We start from the raw sequence: 17,308 nt of genomic DNA, 5'->3' as shown, positions 1-17,308 counted from the left end.
AAATGTCGCTTTAGCATAAGTTGTCTATAAACCTTTAAACCGTTGCGGATAAATTGTATCTTTCTGTCTTGTTTCAAAACAGATGCAGAAAATAAAAAACAAAAAACGCAACGATTTGTCATCAAACATTACCGCAGTGCTCATTAAACAAAATGATGCTGCTACCTTAAAGGAATTGTATACTGCAAACTTTGTGAAAGTGAAACGCTACGTTCTTAAAAACAGTGGCGATGAACAACAAGCAAAAGATGTGTATCAAGAAGCATTTGTAGCAATGTGGCGAAATATTAAAGACGATAAGTTTACAGCAGAAAATGAAACTGCTATTAACGGATATCTTTTTCAGATTGCGAAACATAAATGGTTGGATTATGTACGTTCTGTGAGATATAAAAACACAACTTTTATAAATCGAGAAATAGAGTATGACGAACCCGATTTAGATGAAAACGACACACAAAATAAAAAAATAAAAATGATTATGGAATCTATCTGCAACTTAGGTGAGCGTTGCCAACTATTGCTAAAGTTATTTTATTTTGAAAGAAAAACCTTTAAAGAAATAGCCGAAATTATGGCTATGGACGAAGCTTCGGCTCGCAACGCTAAATATCGTTGCCAAGAACAATTAAAAAAAATGACCCAAATTATCCCTAATGGATCTAAATAACAACATAGAAAACAACCAAGAAACACAAGAGCTAATAGATGCTTACTTATTGGGTACGTTGAATACAGACGCCTTGAACGATTTTAAGAAGCGAATGGAAATATCTCCTAACTTTCGCAACTTTGTTGATGACCAAAAAGTCTTGAAGAGTGCTATTGAAGAAAACAATCTTAAGAATTCTTTGGATGGCTTTCATTCAGAAATTATAGAATCACCTGAAAAAAAATGGTTGTCGCCAAGTTGGCTAGCACTTGCCGCCTCGTTTTTAATTCTTATCTCGGTAAGTACTTGGGCGATTCTCGGTAGTGGCAATTCTGCTGAAAAAATATTTGCTTCAAATTTTAAACCAGACCCAGGTTTGCCTACTACTATGGGTACTTCTTCAAATTATGAATTTTACTACGGAATGGTGAACTATAAACGTAAAGAATACAGTGAAGCCATATCGCGTTGGGAAACGCTCTACGCTACCAATCCAAAAAATGACACCTTGAATTATTTTTTAGGAGTCGCAAATTTGGCGAATGGCAACCCTCGTCAAGCTGAAAAATATCTACAAACAGCAAAAGAAAAGACTGAAAGCACTTTTTATGAAGAAGCCCAATACTATTTAGCGCTAACTCTTTTAAAAGAAAACAAGATAGAAGAAGCCAAAGAAGCCCTTGCCAAAAGCACTTCTGCCTCTGGTACACTGCTGCTTAATGAAATAAATGCGCTCTAATTTTTATAGAATCCAATGTCTTTCGAAAAATAAAAAACGCAAAACTCATAAAGTTTTTATTTTTTATTTTGATGGAATTAAAAAATAGGTATATTTGCAACCGCTAACGCAAAATTCCTCCTTAGCTCAGTTGGTTAGAGCATCTGACTGTTAATCAGAGGGTCCTTGGTTCGAGCCCAAGAGGAGGAGCTTAGTTAGAGAAAGCCTTTACAGAAATGTAGAGGCTTTTGTGTTTTAGGTGGGTAGCTCATACGTTAATCCAATTGAGTCAAACAAAATTGTTTTAGAAATAGATTTTTATTCTAATTTTAAAACAAAAAAATGCTATGTATTATAGAAAGAAACACGGGAAAGGTTTTACTCATAAAGACAGTACTGGAAAGACGGTAAAAGATAAAGCAACACGTAACTGGATAAAATCACTCGTTATTCCTCCAGCCTGGACAGATGTAGAAATTAGCGAAAACAGAAAAGCAGATTTACTGGTGACAGGTCGAGACGATAAAGACCGAAAACAATACATCTACAGTGCAAAACACACGGAAAAACAAAATTCTAAAAAATTTGACCGAATTATTGATTTTGCGGATCAATTAGAACATATGCGTCGCGTTACAGGACAGCATCTTCGCAAACGAAAATTAAATCGCGAAAAAGTATTGGCAACTATGCTTCGACTGTTGGAAACTGCATTTTTTAGACCCGGAAGTGAAACATATTCCAAAGAAAATGCCACTTATGGTTTAACCACTTTACGCCACAAACATCTTACCATTGAAGGAGATGAAATTATCTTCACCTACAACGGAAAATCCGGACAAGATCAGGAAAAACATATAGTCGATAAAAAATTGGCCAAAATTGTTCAAGAAATTGATGATATGCCAGGCTATGAAATTTTTAAATATCTTGATGAAGATGACAATATAGTTGATGTAAAAAGCGACGATCTAAACGCCTACATTCACGAAGTAATGGGTGAAGATTTTTCAGCCAAGGATTTTAGAACTTGGGCCGGAACTATGATTGCAGCAATTGCTTTGGACGAACTTGGCGTTGTAGACAAAAAAGATCAAAAACTACTAGACAAAAATATAAAAGAAGCTGTAAATAGGGTTTCAGAAAGATTGGGAAATACACCTTCCGTTGCCAGAGGTTCTTATATTGATCCCCGAGTAATAGATGATTATACACAAGGACGAACATTACATTATTTCGAAAAGGAAATAAACATGTTGCTTAAAAAAGCCGAAAACCTTTCCAAAGAAGAAATTGGGGTTTTGTGTATGCTTCGCAATCGTTTAAAAAGCAAGTAAACTATCTTCGGATTATTATAAGAATAAATTGGTAGGTAAAAACAGATTTTACTTTTTTACCTACAATTACTATAATTTTATAAAAGTTTTTTCAAAAAAAATACCATATCCCGCCACATCATAAATCTTGTATGCCAAAAAAAAGTGATGCTTTTGTACGAATTAGTTTTATAAGTTTTTCGCTTCGTTAACAAGGGAGCAACGTCCGTATTCTAAATCCGCTCATCTCCAATTCTTTCACCATTTTTAGCAATTGTTAATAACCATTTAACAACAAATTATGATTCCAACAAAAAGACGTTGATATAATTTTCATCTTTATCATTCATATATATTTCTAATTTTTAGTTCGCTTTTCCATGGAAATTACCCACGTTATTAAAAGAGATTTTACCACTAAACTCTTTCATTTACAAAAGATTACAGATGCAATTTTAAAAGCAATGACTGCTGCGAAACACGGCGTGTTCGAAGATGCGCAAAGCATTTCTGAAAAAGTTTATGAAGCCTTGCTAGATAGAAAAAGACAAGACGGGAAATATATTCCTACAGTTGAAGAAGTTCAAGATTTCGTGGAAACCAAATTGATGGAAAGTGGCTTTTTTGATGTAGCAAAGGGATATATTCTCTACAGAAATCAGCAAACCCAAAAGCGAAAATTAAATATTTTTGAAAAACGTATAAATTTAAAACCTTATGAATATCCTGCGCTTTATGAATACGTTCCAGCCATCAGACATTCTTATTGGATTCATACCGAATTCAATTTTACAAGCGATATTCAGGATTTCAAAACGCGTCTTACCGAAATAGAACGCAGTGCCATTAAAAATACAATGCTCGCAATTTCACAAATTGAAGTAGCTGTAAAAAGTTTTTGGGGCGATATTTATCACAGAATGCCAAAACCAGAAATTGGCTCTGTTGGTGCAACTTTTGCTGAAAGCGAAGTTCGCCATCACGATGCATATTCTCATTTGTTGGAAATTTTAGGTCTAAATGAAGAATTTAAAGACTTAAAGAAGAAACCTGTAATTATGATGCGCATTCACTATTTAGAAACCGCGCTAAAAAATGCTAAAAGTGAAGATAATAAGGAATATGCCGAATCAATTCTACTTTTCTCCTTGTTTATTGAACACGTTTCGTTATTCTCTCAGTTTTTGATAATTATGGCCTTTAACAAACATAAAAATATGTTTAAAGGAATTTCAAATGTTGTGGAAGCTACTTCAAAAGAAGAACAAATTCACGGCGATTTTGGAATTGATATCATTAAAATTATTAAAGATGAAAATCCTGAATGGTTTGATGAAAGCTACATTAAAATGATTCAAGAAATGTGCAAAGAAGCATTTCTTGCAGAAAGCAAAATTGTAGATTGGATTTTTGAAGAAGGAGAATTAGATTTCTTGCCAAAGGCTGTTGTAAATGAATTTATAAAAAACCGATTCAATAATTCGCTTGAAAGCATCGGAATAGAAAAAATATTTGATATAGATGAAAGTCTATTAATACAAACCGAATGGTTTGACGATGAAATTATCGGCACCAAACACGGCGATTTCTTCGTTAAACGCTCTATCAATTACAGTAAAAGAACCCAAAGTATAACCAGTGATGACCTTTTTTAAATGAACGACCAAAATCTAAACTTCGACACACAGACAACAAAAACAAATTCCGAAACTAATAATCTTGTAAACGCTCGAAAAGAAGCGCTTCATCAAACGGGAGAAAAAGAATCACAAGGCTTTGAATGGCTTACGGAACACAGTCGTAACTTTTTAGCTTCAGGATATTTAACGCCTGGCGTAACTGCAGAAAGCCGTATTCGCGAAATAGCAGATAGAGCTGAGCAAATTTTGGGTATTCCAGGATATTCAGATAAATTTTTTGGATATATGTCTGAAGGGTTTTTCTCTCTGGCGTCTCCGGTTTGGTCTAATTTTGGAAAGAAAAGAGGACTTCCTATCAGTTGTTTTGGGTCGCACATTGGTGATGATATGGGGAATATTCTTTACACCCAATCTGAGGTGGGAATGATGTCTAAACTAGGAGGTGGAACTTCAGGTTATTTTGGGAAAATCCGTCATCGCGGTGCTGAGGTAAAAAACAACGGACAAGCTTCTGGCGCCGTTCATATCATGCAGTTATTTGAATCTATGGTGGATGTTGTGAGCCAAGGTTCAGTGAGACGTGGCCGTTTTTCACCATATCTTCCCGTGGAACATCCAGATATTATGGAGTTTTTGGAAATCGGGACGGAAGGAAATCCTATTCAGGAACTAACTCACGGCGTTACGGTTACCAACCAATGGATGGAGGAAATGGTTGCTGGCGATGAAGAAAAACGTTCTATTTGGGCAAAAGTACTTCAACGTAGAGGCGAAATGGGTTACCCATATATCTTCTTTAAAGACAACGCCAATAACTTTGCGGCAGACGTTTATAAGGATAAAAACCTTCCTATTTACGCTAGTAATCTTTGTACCGAAATTATGCTACCATCCAATGACGATTGGTCGTTTGTATGCGTGCTTTCTTCAGTAAATCTGTTGCATTATGACAAGTGGAAAGATACAGATGCGGTTGAAACTATGGTCTATTTCCTAGATGCAGTTATTACAGAATTCGTTGAAAAACTAGAAGATTACCGCGATTCTGAAAGTAGAGAAGACAAACAAACCTTCCTATTTATGGAGCGCGCTTATAACTTCGCCAAAGACAATCGTGCTTTAGGTCTTGGAGTTTTGGGATGGCACTCGTTATTACAATCTAAAATGCTTCCTTTAAATAGTGCAAAAGCTTACGATTTGAACAGTGAAATCTTTAGAATTATTAAAGAAAAATCATATAAAGCTTCAGAAGAATTAGCCGAAATATTTGGTGAGCCAGAAGTTCTTAAAGGCTACGGAAGACGTAATGCAACATTGAATGCTATTGCTCCTACAACCTCATCAGCTTTTATTTTAGGTCAAGTTTCTCAAGGCATTGAGCCAATATGGTCCAACGTTTATGTTAAGGATATTGCAAAAATAAAGACCACTATTAGAAATCCTTTCTTAGAGCAATTGTTAGAAGAAAAAGGAATGAACACACTAGAAGTTTGGCGAAACATTCGTGATTACGACGGTTCCGTGCAGCATCTTGATTTCTTAACAGATGAAGAAAAGGAAGTGTTTAAAACATATTCGGAAATAGATCAGATGGATTTAATTTACCAAGCTGCTAACCGTCAAAATCATATTGACCAAGGTCAATCGGTGAACATAATCGTTCATCCTGAAATGCCAGTTAAGGAAATCAATAAAATTCACGTAACCGCTTGGAAGCTGGGATTGAAGTCACTTTATTATCAACACAGTATGAATGCCGCACAAAAATTTGCACAGAAAAAAGACTGTGCAAGTTGTGAAGCATAATTATTAGTTTTAGATAGCTTCTTAAAAATCATAAAAAACAGGTTCAAATATAACTGAACCTGTTTTTTGCGTTAAGATCAATTTCATCGAGATACTTTTTCAGAAAAACTTTAAACAGATTAAAAATATTTAAATTTGTGGTCAATATTTATGGCCTCATAGTTCAATGGATAGAACAGCCCCGAAGCCTCGGGGTCCTAAACTTTAGATCCAAACCACTTAACCCTCCCATCTTTGAGTCTCCTTAAAGTGTCCTAATACTTTGTAGCCATAGACCATTATATAATTTCCGTACATTTGAAATTTACCATATTATCCAGCATGCATTATCTGTATATCATTTATTCCGAGAAATTAAATAGATATTATATTGGTGAAACTCCAGATCTCAGAATACGTTTGGATCAACATAATCAACATTATTTCAAGAAAAGCTTTACAAAAGCTGCAAATGATTGGAAATTTTCGTTGACATATCAATGTGATAATAAAACACAAGCTTTATTTCTTGAAAAATTTATAAAAAGAATGAAGAGTAAGGTTTTTATTGAAAAAATCATTGGAAACCCTCATATACTTTCAGAGATATTAAAAAAGATGTAGTTCCATCTTTCCATATTTACACTACTCGCAACGACGTTAATTAAGGATATAATTTTGATTGCTAGAGCTTCAAAAAATGACCAACGATTTATTCAAAATACCTAAATTTGCAACCACAAATAAAGGGCCTCATAGTTCAATGGATAGAATAGAAGTTTCCTAAACTTTAGATCCAAGTTCGATTCTTGGTGAGGCTACTAAGATCCAAGTTCCCCCGATACTTCGGGGTTGGTGAGGCTACTAAGATCCAAGTTCCCCCGATACTTCGGGGTTGGTGAGGCTACTAAGATCCAAGTTCCCCCGATACTTCGGGGTTGGTGAGGCTACTACTACGAAGATTGAATTTATAACTTTGTTTTGTGATTGCTTGATATCAAAACTTTTCAAACAAATTTAGATACCCTAAATATTTCCTAATTGTGTTTATCAATTCAGTACCTTCAAATAAAAATTTTAAATTTGAAGAAATACATTTTCATTTAAAGTAATCATTTACTGATTTCATAAACTTATGAGAGAAAATATAATAGCTTTTTGGATAATAACTGGTGTGCTCGCTTTGGTTGGTATAATGTGGTATGCACTAGAAAATCCCGCCATAAATCCACGTTTAGATAAGGTAACATACACCATTATCCATAAATGGGATATGCCTAATGAGCTCAATGAAATTTCAGGGATTAGTCTAATTTCAGACACAAAGATAGCCTGTGTTCAAGATGAAGAAGGTATCATTTTTATCTATAATTTAACCACTGAAGAAGTTGAAAAAAAAGTAAATTTTTCCAGATCTGGCGATTATGAAGGGCTTGCTGTCGTTGACAGCACTGCTTATGTAATGGAAAGCAGCGGAAAATTATTTGAAATAGCCAATTTCTACAACCCTAATTTTGAAATCACAGAATACCAAACTCCCTTCTCCGGAAAAAATAATATAGAATCCCTTGTTGCCGATTCAATTAATAATCGACTGCTCTTTACCGTAAAGGACAAAGACCCCTATAGCGATGTTTATAAAGGTATCTACGCTTTCAATTTGGAAACAAAAAAGACCGAGTCAACTCCAATTGCGAAAATTCCGATAAACGATCCAATTTTCAACACGAAAGATAAAAAGGACGACAAAAAGAAATCTTCAAACTTCTATCCTTCAGATATTGCTCTAAATCCAAAAGACGGAAATTTCTACATTCTTGAAGGTAAAAATGGACAATTATTGATAATGGATAAAAATGGCAAACCCATAAAAATCCATACGTTATATAAAGAATCTTTTCCTCAAGCAGAAGGAATAACCTTTGCGGCAGATGGAACAATGTACATTTCCAATGAAGGGAAAAACGGCACTGCCAATATTCTAGAAGTAGAATTAAATGAAAAATAAAAACCTATGAACTTAAAGTTCATAGGTTTTTAAAACAGTCTGAAAGTCTGCCTTGCCGGCAGACAGGTATCTGATCCAGATAGCTATCGGGAAGTAGACAAAAACTTAGTATTTATCCTTTAAATTAGAAAGCATAATCTCAGTCATTTCGTCTAAAGCAATTTTAGTTTCCCAACTCCAATCTTTTCTGGCTTCACTATCATCAATACTTTGCGGCCAACTGTCTGCAATAGCTTGCCTAAAATCTGGCTCGTAACTAATTTTAAATTCTGGAATATGTTTCTGAATACTTTCCGTAATTTCCTCAGGATCAAAACTCATTCCTGAAAGATTATAGGAACTTCGTATTTTAATGTTTTCTTTATCAGCTTCCATGATACTAACAGTTGCTCTAATTGCATCATCCATAAACATCATTGGCAGGGTAGTTTCAGCATTTAAGAAACAGATGTATTTTTTGTGTTTTAAGGCTTTGTGGTAAATATCCACGGCATAATCTGTAGTTCCGCCGCCAGGAAGGGTTTTGTAGCTTATTAAACCAGGATAGCGGATGCTGCGAACATCCACTCCATAGCGATTATAATAATACTCACACCATCGTTCCCCTGTTTGCTTGCTGATTCCATAAACTGTACTTGGTTCCATCACGGTACGTTGTGGAGTATCAATTTTTGGTGTAGTTGGCCCAAAAACCGCAATACTTGAAGGCCAAAATATCTTGTCAATTTTTTTGTCTCTTGCCAAATTCAGAACGTGAAAAAGAGAAGTCATATTAAGAAGCCAACCTTTCATCGGGAATTTTTCGGCAGTAGCTGAAAGCATCGCGGCCATTAAATAAACGTCTGTTATTTCGTGGCGTATCACAATTTCTTCAACTGCATTGTAATCCATGGCGTCCAAAATTTCAAACGGACCGCTTTTCATAAGTTCTTTTTCGCCTTCACGAATGTCGCTTGCTATTACTTTGTGTTTGCCGAATTTATTACGCAGATATATTGTTAATTCAGTACCTATCTGTCCGCAGGCACCAATAATCAGAATTCGCTTCTTCATAGTTTATTTTTCAAAATGAAGTGTAAATATACAGATAATCACCACTTTCAAGGCTTGAAAATTGGGTTAAATTGGATGCAATGCAAAAGGACTTAAGACGCAGCACAATAAGATATAAGACCGCTTATAAAGAGGAATATAATTGGTTAAAACGAATGAATTTTTTAATCTTACGTCCTATGTCCTTTCGTCTTACGTCAATTTTCAAAAAACATACTTGGTAGAACCAAAAATAAATGTGTCATTTCGTTAATAACCAGTATCTTTGTGCCTCTTAAATTCTTTATGAAGTTTATAATTTCCCTATTAGTGATTGCCGGTTTTATTTTTTCCTGTGGAAATTCTTCAGAAGAAAACCAAAACCAATCACAAACAAACGATTCTTCTATAGTTTTTGGCGATGTAAATTACGGATTTCCAGAGCTTATAGCTCCAGCTAAAGAACAAGCAATTCATTGGGGCGTTTTGGAAGATCTTTTTTCTGAAGTAAAAAAAGTAAACGGAAGCAACTATCAAGAACTTCGGAATCATTCAGAACTTTTAAAGGAATATTCAGATTCGCTTTTCAAAAACATTCCAGATACACTTAATACGAAACCAATAAACAGTCGTTTATTAGCCCTTAAAACTAGGTCTGAACTTTTGTTTCAAGTGGCGCATCAAGCAAGCATAGATTCTTCAAAAGTTCAAAATACTGTAGAAGAGTTGAACGTTTCTGTAAAAAACTTAATTATTCATTTGAATGAAAAATTTCAAAAAGACAATATTGACTTCCAACGAAAAGAAGACGAAGACACCGAACTAAAAAAACAACAACGCTACAAAGATTCTATAAAAAATTTGGAGCTTCAAGATAAAAAAGTGTAATAAGCCTTCCCGAGGACCGACTTATGCTTTATGTATAATTTTAATTAAAAAAAATTTAAATCAAAAACATAGAATGAAATGCCCTAAACTAAAACTTAAATCAACCGAAGGTGTATAATTTGGGCATTCCATCTTCCAATATAAACAAATATAAAATACAGATGAAAACTAATTTTTTAAAACCTGTTTTGGCTTTTGCAGTAGTTGCAGTAGCTGCAACCGCTTGTAAAGAAAAAACGGATGTGGCTGTTGCAGACAACGAACCACACGGTATTATCCTTGCAAACATGGACACCACCGTTAACCCGAAAGTAGATTTTTACAACTACGTAAACGGAAACTGGATGAAAAACAACGAAATTCCAGACGATCAAACCAGCTGGGGTGGCTTTACAATCCTTCGTAAAAAGACGGATGCAGACGTTCTAAATATTTTGGACAAAGCCAAAAAAAGTGGAAAATACGCAGCTGATACTGACCAAGCAAAAGCATTGATGATTTTTGAATCTAAGCTAGACACCGTTGCAAGAGATAAAGCCGGCATCGCTCCTTTACAACCTACGCTAGATAAAATTGCAGCTATAAACAGTATGGAAGATTTTCGAAAAGTAATTACTGAAGATGCCGTTGCCGTTTCGCAACCTTTCTTTGGTGTTGCAGCTTTTTCAAACCCAAGCAATAGCGCGATGAATTCGGCTTACATTACGCCAGGAGGTTTAGGCCTTCCAGACCGTGATTTTTATACCAATATAGATCCTGCTTCCGTAAAAATCCGTGAGCAATATGTAGCTCATATCACTAGAATGCTACAGTTTTTAGGAGATACGGAAGAATCTGCACACAAACAAGCAGAAACCATTCTTGCTTTTGAAACTAAACTTGCTACTCCAAGACTGGACAAGGTTGCAAGTCGTGATTTTAGAAATTTCAACAATCCAAGAAGCATTGCAGAACTTGATAAAATGGTACCACAAATTAAGTGGGAACAGGCATTTAAAGACATGGGCGTTTCCAAGAAAATGGATACTGTTATCGTTATGCAACCAAAATATATGGAAACATTAAACCAAATGTTTGCTAAGCCAGATCTAGATACTTGGAAAACCGTGATGCGTTGGTCAACACTTAACAGTGCTACAGGTATGCTAACAACTGAAATTGAGCAAGCCAATTTTGATTTTTACTCCACAACTTTAAACGGAACCAAAAAACAAAGACCAGCAAACGAGCGTGCTCTTGCAACCGTTAACGGAAGTGTAGGTGAAGCTCTAGGAAAACTTTATGTAGATGAAATGTTCCCGCCTGAAGCAAAAACAAAAGCAGAAGCTATGATTGCAAACGTAATCGCAGCCTACAAAGACCGTATAAATGCTTTAACTTGGATGAGCGACAGCACAAAAGTGAAAGCAATTGAAAAGTTGGACAAATTCACCGTAAAAATTGGTTATCCAGACAAATGGAAAGATTATTCCGCAATGGAAGTAAAAGAAGGAAACACCTTTTATGACAATATGGTAGCCGTGGACACTTGGAATTTTAAAGACAATTTGTCTAAAATTGATGAGCCAGTAGATCGTACCGAATGGGGAATGAGCCCACAAACAGTAAATGCCTATTTCAATCCTTTCAATAACGAAATCGTTTTTCCAGCTGCAATTCTTCAACCACCTTTCTATGATTATAAAGCAGATGAAGCCGTAAATTACGGTGGAATGGGCGCAGTAATCGGTCACGAAATTTCCCACGCTTTTGATGATAGCGGTGCGCGTTTTGATGCTAGTGGAAATTTAGTAAACTGGTGGACAGATAAAGACCTTATAAACTTTACAGAGCGCGGCGATAAACTTGCAGAGCAATACAGCAATGTAGAAGTTTTGGACAGCGTTCACATAAACGGAAAATTCACTTTGGGTGAAAATATTGGCGATCTTGGTGGTGTATTAGCTGCTTATGATGGTTTACAACGTTTTTACAAAGAAAACGAACGTCCTGATAACATTGACGGTTTCACACCAGAACAACGTTTCTTTATGAGTTGGGCAACCGTTTGGCGTACCAAGTCTCGTGATGAAGCTATTAAAAACCAAGTAAAAACAGATCCACACTCTCCAGGAAAGGTTCGTGCTACACAACCATTGGTAAATGTTGATGCTTTTTATGAAGCGTTTGATATTAAAGAAGGAGATCCAATGTACGTTGCCCCAGAAAATAGGGTTCGTATCTGGTAGAATTATAAATTATATTTTTGAATTAAAAAGGAGCCGTAAAAGGCTCCTTTTTTTATACTTGCTCTTTAAGGAGCTTCATTTCTTGCATTGATCATTTCACTTCTTGCATTGATCATTTCATTCCTTGCATTGATCATTTCATCTCGTGCATTGACCTTTTCACTTCCTGCATTGACCAATGCAACTCCCGCAATGCCTAGTGTATCATCTGCACGGCCTTTTGTCTAAATAGAAACTTTAAATGAATAATCTAAAACAGATTTCAAATACACAGAATCCACCTGTTTAAATATTTCATCTGAAACGTTTTCAGCAAAAGCTGGCGGCTCCAAACCAAGCTCCTTTGCTTTTGAAATGTAATAATCCGACTTCTTGGGATGATGTGGGTTTACAGCATTAAAAATGGTTCCGAAAGCATCCTTCATTAAAATTTTAGTCAGAATATTAATACAATCATCACGGTGAATCAAATTTACTGGCGCGTTGCCATCTGCCAAATCTTTTCGTCCAGCCAAGTATTTTGCTGGCTGTCGGCTTCCACCAATTAATCCACCAAAACGTACAACGGTAGTTTGTAATTCTTCAGAATTGATGAAAAGTTCCTCCACTTGCCGCAATTGTTTTCCTGCAATTGTCTGCGGATTGGGTTCGTCTTTTTCGGTCACATTTCCTTGCGAATCATCATAAACCGAAGTGCTGCTAACCAAAATCACTTTTCGCACCTTTGCTTCTTTTATGGCTTCCAAAAAATGAATCATTTTCAGCACATAGTCTGCACCGGTATTTCGTCTTAAACCTGGTGGAATCATTATAATCAAACAATCCGTATCCTTTAAAAAGGCTTTTACTTCGCCTTGAACGCCGCTCTCAGTAATTTCTAAAGGAAATGCATCAAACCCATTCTTCTGAAATAATGTGGCCTTTTCCACACTCGTTACCGAACCTTTTACTGTGAAGCCCAACATAGACAACCGATTGGCAAAAGGTTGCCCAAGCCATCCTAGTCCAGCAATGGAAACTGTTTTTTTCATAATTGCAGATTATTTAGTTTAAAAGATTGAAGAATTTATAGAACGAAGCTAATACTTAGCGCAAAGATAGAGATTATAAAAGCCTTAAACCAAGTCTTGAAAACTGATCAAAGGTCAGTGAGATTAGTGAAATTCAAAACAACCCCATCCGTAAAAAATTAGCGTAAATTCGTGCCATTCGTGGTCAAATCCACCCACCAATTCAACTGAATTTAAACAAGCTTGCATCTCCAATACCATTCGCTACGGTTTTATGTTCTATTTTTGCAATATGGAAGAAACTAACAGACAAAAAAAGATAGCTGGCGTGTTGCAACAAGACCTTGCAAGCGTACTTCAAAATATGCTTCGCGAAGCAGGACAAATGGGCATTATTATTTCAGTGAGTAAAGTGGGCGTTACCACAGACCTTTCCATTGCGAAAGTTTACGTGAGCGTTTTCCCTTCAGATAAAGCCGTGGCGATTGTGAAGGAACTCAACAAGCTTAAGCCAAACATAAAGCATCAAATTGCACAACTTACCAAGCACCAACTTCGTAAAATGCCAGATCTTACTTTTTATAATGATGATTCGCTTGAATACATTGAAAAAATAGACAAAGCCGTAAAAGGGGAAGACAACCCATTGAAAAACCCAGATTTGCTTCCGAATAGAAAAAAATCATAACTTGAATTTTTCGCTCTACATCGCCAAGCGCTATTTGTTTTCAAAAAGTAGCAACAATGCCATCAATATCATTACGGGTATTGCGGCAGCGGGTGTGGTTGTAGGCGCAATGTCTTTGTTTATAGTGCTTTCCGGATTTTCTGGTTTGAAAGATTTCAGTCTTCAGTTTACAAATGAATTTGATAGCGACCTAAAAATAATTCCTGAAAGTGGCAAAATAATCACTTTTTCCGAAGCACAAAGAACACAATTAAAAAACAGTGAAGGCATTGAAAACTTTTCTGAAATAATTGAGGAACGTATTTTTCTGCATTATAAAGGAAAAAACCAAATTGCCTACATAAAAGGCGTGGATTCGCTTTACGGAAAAGTAACGCAGCTAGACAGTATTATGTATGTGGGCGAGTGGCTTGTGCCTAATGAACATCAAGTAGTTACAGGTCTTTCTACCAATGCAAAGTTATCTTTAGGGATGAATGATTATGCAGATTTGTTGGAAATTTATGTTCCAAAACCAGGAACAGGACAACTCAATGCGCTTGATCCTTCCGATGCTTTCAATAAAGAAAACGTAATAGTTTCCGGTGTCTATCAAGTTAATGAGGATTTAGATGCGAAGTATGTTTTTTCAGATATTGCATTCGCCAGAAACCTACTTTCGTTAGACAGTACAAAGGTTTCTTCCATTGAAATGAAATTGTTGCCAAACACTTCCGAAGAAAAAGTACGGAGTGAAATCAATAAAATTTTCCCTTCTGGAATTATTATTAAAAACAGAATTCAGCAAAACGACGCCCTTTATAAAATGCTGAATACTGAAAACATTGCTGTCTATTTAATTTTCACACTTGTATTGATAATCGCGCTTTTCAATGTGATTGGTTCCATAATAATGATGATTTTGGACAAGCGGAAAAACATAAAAACCCTTTATAATATGGGTGCTTCACTGAAAGAAATACGTCGTATCTTCTTTCTTCAAGGAACTTTAATGTCAGTGCTTGGAGGTTTATTAGGAATAATATTAGGAATTCTAGCCGTCCTAGCGCAACTTAAATATGAATTCGTTGCCATAACAAGTACGCTACCTTATCCTGTAAAACTAAAACTCATCAACATAGTAATAGTTTTTGTAACGATAAGCGTTTTGGGTATTATCGCATCAAAAATTGCTTCGAGCAGAGTTAGGGAAAAGCTTTTGAATTAGGAAATTTCTTGCTTAATGGGAATTTTAACCACAGAGGCCACAAAGTAGGTAGGCACAGAGGGCGCAGAGAATAATTTCTTTATTAAACAATCAAATATTCAGGTTTTGCTCCCAGACTTATTAAAGCTTCGCAAACATCTTCTGTAAATTTTTTTGGGCCGCACACATAAAAGCGGAAGTTAAAATCGCCAATGTTATCAATAAGAAATTTGCGATCAATTCTCCGTTCTCGAAAACCAATTACTCCTTCTCTTGTAAAAACGTTCTTATAGGCTGGTCCCAACATTTTTGTCAAATCATCGTGTAAAATAATGTCTTCCTTACTTTTATTTGAATACAAAAGCGCAACTTCCCGCAGGTTTCCACTGTAAAAAAGCGCTCTAAAAATTGCGATAAACGGAGTGATACCCGTACCGCCAGCTATAAATACTCCTGGCCCTTTAAACTTTATTGTTCCAAAAACATCGTGCAATAATAATTCCTCTCCCACATTAAGTTTGCCCAATTGTGAACTCACGCCATTTTGGTCGTCGTAGATTTTGACGATAAATTCTAAGTAATCCCAATCCGGCAACGACGTGAAGCTATAAGGTCTAATTTTCTCCTCCCAACCAGGTAAATTGATGGATATGTTAGCAGATTGCCCTGGAGTGTATTCAAAATTCTCAGGCTTTTCTAAAACAAAGCGCTTTACATCGTGAGTTATAAAATGGGTGCTGAGTATTTTGAGCCTTTGCATTGCAATAATTTTAGGCATAAAGGTAAAAAGGATTTTTAAGATAACCCATCTTTCAGCATAGACACTTTTAAAGGTATGATTCAGAAAATGAAGTGTAAATCCCAGAGGAATGTATCTTTATAACTAATTGCTTTTTAGAAAAGATTTGGAATTAGGTTTTCTCTTCATTATGCCGAATTTTTAACCACAAAGTTCACAAAGGGAAGGCGCAGAAAACGCAGAGAATTACTTCTAACAGATTCCTTTGTAAACTTTGTGTAAAACTTAGTGTTCTCTGTGGTTAAAAAAACCGTGAGTTAAGCAAACTCATAATCACCAAAAATCTCCAAAACCTCATCAAAAGCTTCAAAAACAGATGTAGAATCATCGCTAGTTACCATTTTCATTCGGTATTCCTTGAAGTTTGGAATTCCTTTAAAATAGTTTGTATAATGGCGGCGGGTTTCAAAAACGCCTAAAGTTTCACCTTTCCAATCAATCGCCATTTGCAGGTGGCGTTTGGCGGCATAAACACGTTCAGCCATTGTTGGTGGCGGTAATTGTTCGCCAGTTTTAAAATAGTGTTTCACTTCCTTAAAAAACCACGGATAACCAATACTGGCACGGCCTATCATTGCGCCGTCAAGTCCGTATTTATCACGCATTTCCATCGCTTTTTCGGGCGTATCAACATCACCATTTCCAAAGATAGGAATGTGCATTCGCGGATTGTTTTTTACATCTGCAATGGGCTTCCAGTCCGCATCGCCTTTATACATCTGTGCTCGCGTACGACCGTGAATAGAAAGCGCTTGGCAACCTACATCTTGCAAACGTTCAGCAACTTCCATAATTTTTATAGAATCGTGATCCCAACCCAAACGTGTTTTCACTGTAATTGGAAGTTTAGTATGCTTTACCATTGCTTCGGTGAGACTTACCATTAAATCAATATCTTTCAGAATTCCTGCTCCAGCACCTTTTGAAACTACTTTTTTCACCGGACAACCAAAGTTGATATCAATCATATCTGGACCGCTGGCTTCAACAATTTCAACACTGCGAAGCATAGATTCTAGAACCGCGCCAAAAATCTGGATTCCTACAGGACGTTCTTTTTCATAAATATCAAGCTTCATCACGCTTTTTGCAGCATCGCGAATTAGCCCTTCAGAAGAGATAAATTCAGTAAAAACCACATCAGCTCCCTGTTCTTTGCAAAGTGCGCGGAATGGCGGGTCGCTAACGTCTTCCATTGGAGCGAGCAACAATGGAAAGTCTGGCAGTTGTATGTTTCCTATTTTTGGCAATTTTTTTTGTTTGAGACTGCAAAAGTAGTAAATATCTTTTCATCATTTGTTTTTTGAAGGCATCAGCATTCCCGAAAGCCATTAAATACAATAATTTACGCTGAAAAA

The 17,308-nt window shown here is 36.0% G+C and carries 15 protein-coding genes and 2 tRNA genes; 13 read left to right on the top strand and 4 right to left on the bottom strand.

Annotated features, from left to right (window positions below; all coding sequences use genetic code 11):
* Positions 1–82: 82 nt before the first annotated feature.
* The 9 genes from AEQSU_RS06305 (at position 83) to AEQSU_RS06265 (ending at position 8,119) form a co-directional block, all read left to right on the top strand.
* Positions 83–670, top strand: coding sequence for an RNA polymerase sigma factor (locus tag AEQSU_RS06305; RefSeq protein WP_014782024.1), 588 nt, complete (start codon positions 83–85; stop codon positions 668–670).
* Positions 657–1,391 carry a tetratricopeptide repeat protein gene (locus AEQSU_RS06300; protein ID WP_014782023.1) on the top strand — a complete coding sequence of 245 codons (735 nt, stop codon included), beginning with the start codon at positions 657–659 and terminating at the stop codon, positions 1,389–1,391. The genes AEQSU_RS06305 and AEQSU_RS06300 overlap by 14 nt, the downstream gene beginning before the upstream one ends.
* Positions 1,392–1,506: 115 nt before the next feature.
* Positions 1,507–1,580, top strand: a tRNA-Asn gene (locus AEQSU_RS06295).
* 137 nt (positions 1,581–1,717) lie between these two features.
* Positions 1,718–2,707 carry a DNA topoisomerase IB gene (locus tag AEQSU_RS06290; protein ID WP_014782022.1) on the top strand — a complete coding sequence of 330 codons (990 nt, stop codon included), beginning with the start codon at positions 1,718–1,720 and terminating at the stop codon, positions 2,705–2,707.
* A 359-nt stretch (positions 2,708–3,066) separates the two neighbouring features.
* On the top strand, positions 3,067–4,341 hold the full coding sequence (locus AEQSU_RS06285) for a ribonucleotide-diphosphate reductase subunit beta (RefSeq protein ID WP_014782021.1): 1,275 nt from the start codon (positions 3,067–3,069) through the stop codon (positions 4,339–4,341).
* A complete protein-coding gene (locus AEQSU_RS06280) occupies positions 4,342–6,132 on the top strand; it encodes a ribonucleoside-diphosphate reductase subunit alpha (RefSeq protein ID WP_014782020.1) in 1,791 nt (596 codons plus the stop codon).
* Positions 6,133–6,453: 321 nt separating this feature from the next.
* Positions 6,454–6,735 carry a GIY-YIG nuclease family protein gene (locus tag AEQSU_RS06275; protein WP_042491712.1) on the top strand — a complete coding sequence of 94 codons (282 nt, stop codon included), beginning with the start codon at positions 6,454–6,456 and terminating at the stop codon, positions 6,733–6,735.
* Positions 6,736–6,860: 125 nt separating this feature from the next.
* A tRNA-Arg gene (locus AEQSU_RS06270) sits at positions 6,861–6,932 on the top strand.
* Positions 6,933–7,246: 314 nt separating this feature from the next.
* The gene (locus AEQSU_RS06265) at positions 7,247–8,119 is read left to right on the top strand and encodes an SdiA-regulated domain-containing protein (RefSeq protein WP_014782018.1); all 873 of its coding nucleotides are present in this window, start codon (positions 7,247–7,249) and stop codon (positions 8,117–8,119) included.
* A gap of 105 nt (positions 8,120–8,224) precedes the next feature.
* Here the strand turns inward: AEQSU_RS06265 and AEQSU_RS06260 are convergent, their stop codons facing one another.
* On the bottom strand, positions 8,225–9,172 hold the full coding sequence (locus AEQSU_RS06260) for an NAD-dependent epimerase/dehydratase family protein (RefSeq protein WP_014782017.1): 948 nt from the start codon (positions 9,170–9,172) through the stop codon (positions 8,225–8,227).
* A 285-nt stretch (positions 9,173–9,457) separates the two neighbouring features.
* On the opposite strand from AEQSU_RS06260, the gene AEQSU_RS06255 reads away from it, so the two are divergent.
* Together AEQSU_RS06255 and AEQSU_RS06250 are read left to right on the top strand one after the other, a co-directional pair.
* A complete protein-coding gene (locus AEQSU_RS06255; protein WP_014782016.1) occupies positions 9,458–10,039 on the top strand; it encodes a hypothetical protein in 582 nt (193 codons plus the stop codon).
* 161 nt (positions 10,040–10,200) lie between these two features.
* Positions 10,201–12,267, top strand: coding sequence for a M13 family metallopeptidase (locus AEQSU_RS06250; RefSeq protein ID WP_014782015.1), 2,067 nt, complete (start codon positions 10,201–10,203; stop codon positions 12,265–12,267).
* A gap of 224 nt (positions 12,268–12,491) precedes the next feature.
* On the opposite strand, the gene AEQSU_RS06245 is transcribed toward AEQSU_RS06250, so the two are convergent.
* Positions 12,492–13,298 carry an NAD(P)H-binding protein gene (locus AEQSU_RS06245; RefSeq protein WP_014782014.1) on the bottom strand — a complete coding sequence of 269 codons (807 nt, stop codon included), beginning with the start codon at positions 13,296–13,298 and terminating at the stop codon, positions 12,492–12,494.
* A gap of 271 nt (positions 13,299–13,569) precedes the next feature.
* On the opposite strand from AEQSU_RS06245, the gene rbfA reads away from it, so the two are divergent.
* Both rbfA and AEQSU_RS06235 read left to right on the top strand, forming a co-directional pair.
* The gene (gene rbfA, locus AEQSU_RS06240) at positions 13,570–13,965 is read left to right on the top strand and encodes a 30S ribosome-binding factor RbfA (RefSeq protein WP_042491710.1); all 396 of its coding nucleotides are present in this window, start codon (positions 13,570–13,572) and stop codon (positions 13,963–13,965) included.
* A 1-nt stretch (position 13,966) separates the two neighbouring features.
* Positions 13,967–15,172 carry an FtsX-like permease family protein gene (locus AEQSU_RS06235; protein WP_014782011.1) on the top strand — a complete coding sequence of 402 codons (1,206 nt, stop codon included), beginning with the start codon at positions 13,967–13,969 and terminating at the stop codon, positions 15,170–15,172.
* A gap of 82 nt (positions 15,173–15,254) precedes the next feature.
* Here the strand turns inward: AEQSU_RS06235 and AEQSU_RS06230 are convergent, their stop codons facing one another.
* On the bottom strand, positions 15,255–15,929 hold the full coding sequence (locus AEQSU_RS06230; protein WP_014782010.1) for an FAD-binding oxidoreductase: 675 nt from the start codon (positions 15,927–15,929) through the stop codon (positions 15,255–15,257).
* Positions 15,930–16,207: 278 nt separating this feature from the next.
* Complete coding sequence (dusB, locus tag AEQSU_RS06225; RefSeq protein WP_014782009.1) at positions 16,208–17,200, bottom strand: tRNA dihydrouridine synthase DusB; 993 nt, start codon at positions 17,198–17,200, stop codon at positions 16,208–16,210.
* Between the last annotated feature and the right edge of the window lie 108 nt (positions 17,201–17,308).

This window comes from Aequorivita sublithincola DSM 14238 (genome assembly GCF_000265385.1).
GTDB classification, from domain to species: Bacteria; Bacteroidota; Bacteroidia; order Flavobacteriales; family Flavobacteriaceae; genus Aequorivita; species Aequorivita sublithincola.
The sequence above is the reverse complement of the archived record's forward strand: the minus strand, read 5'-3'. Positions and strand labels throughout refer to the sequence as shown.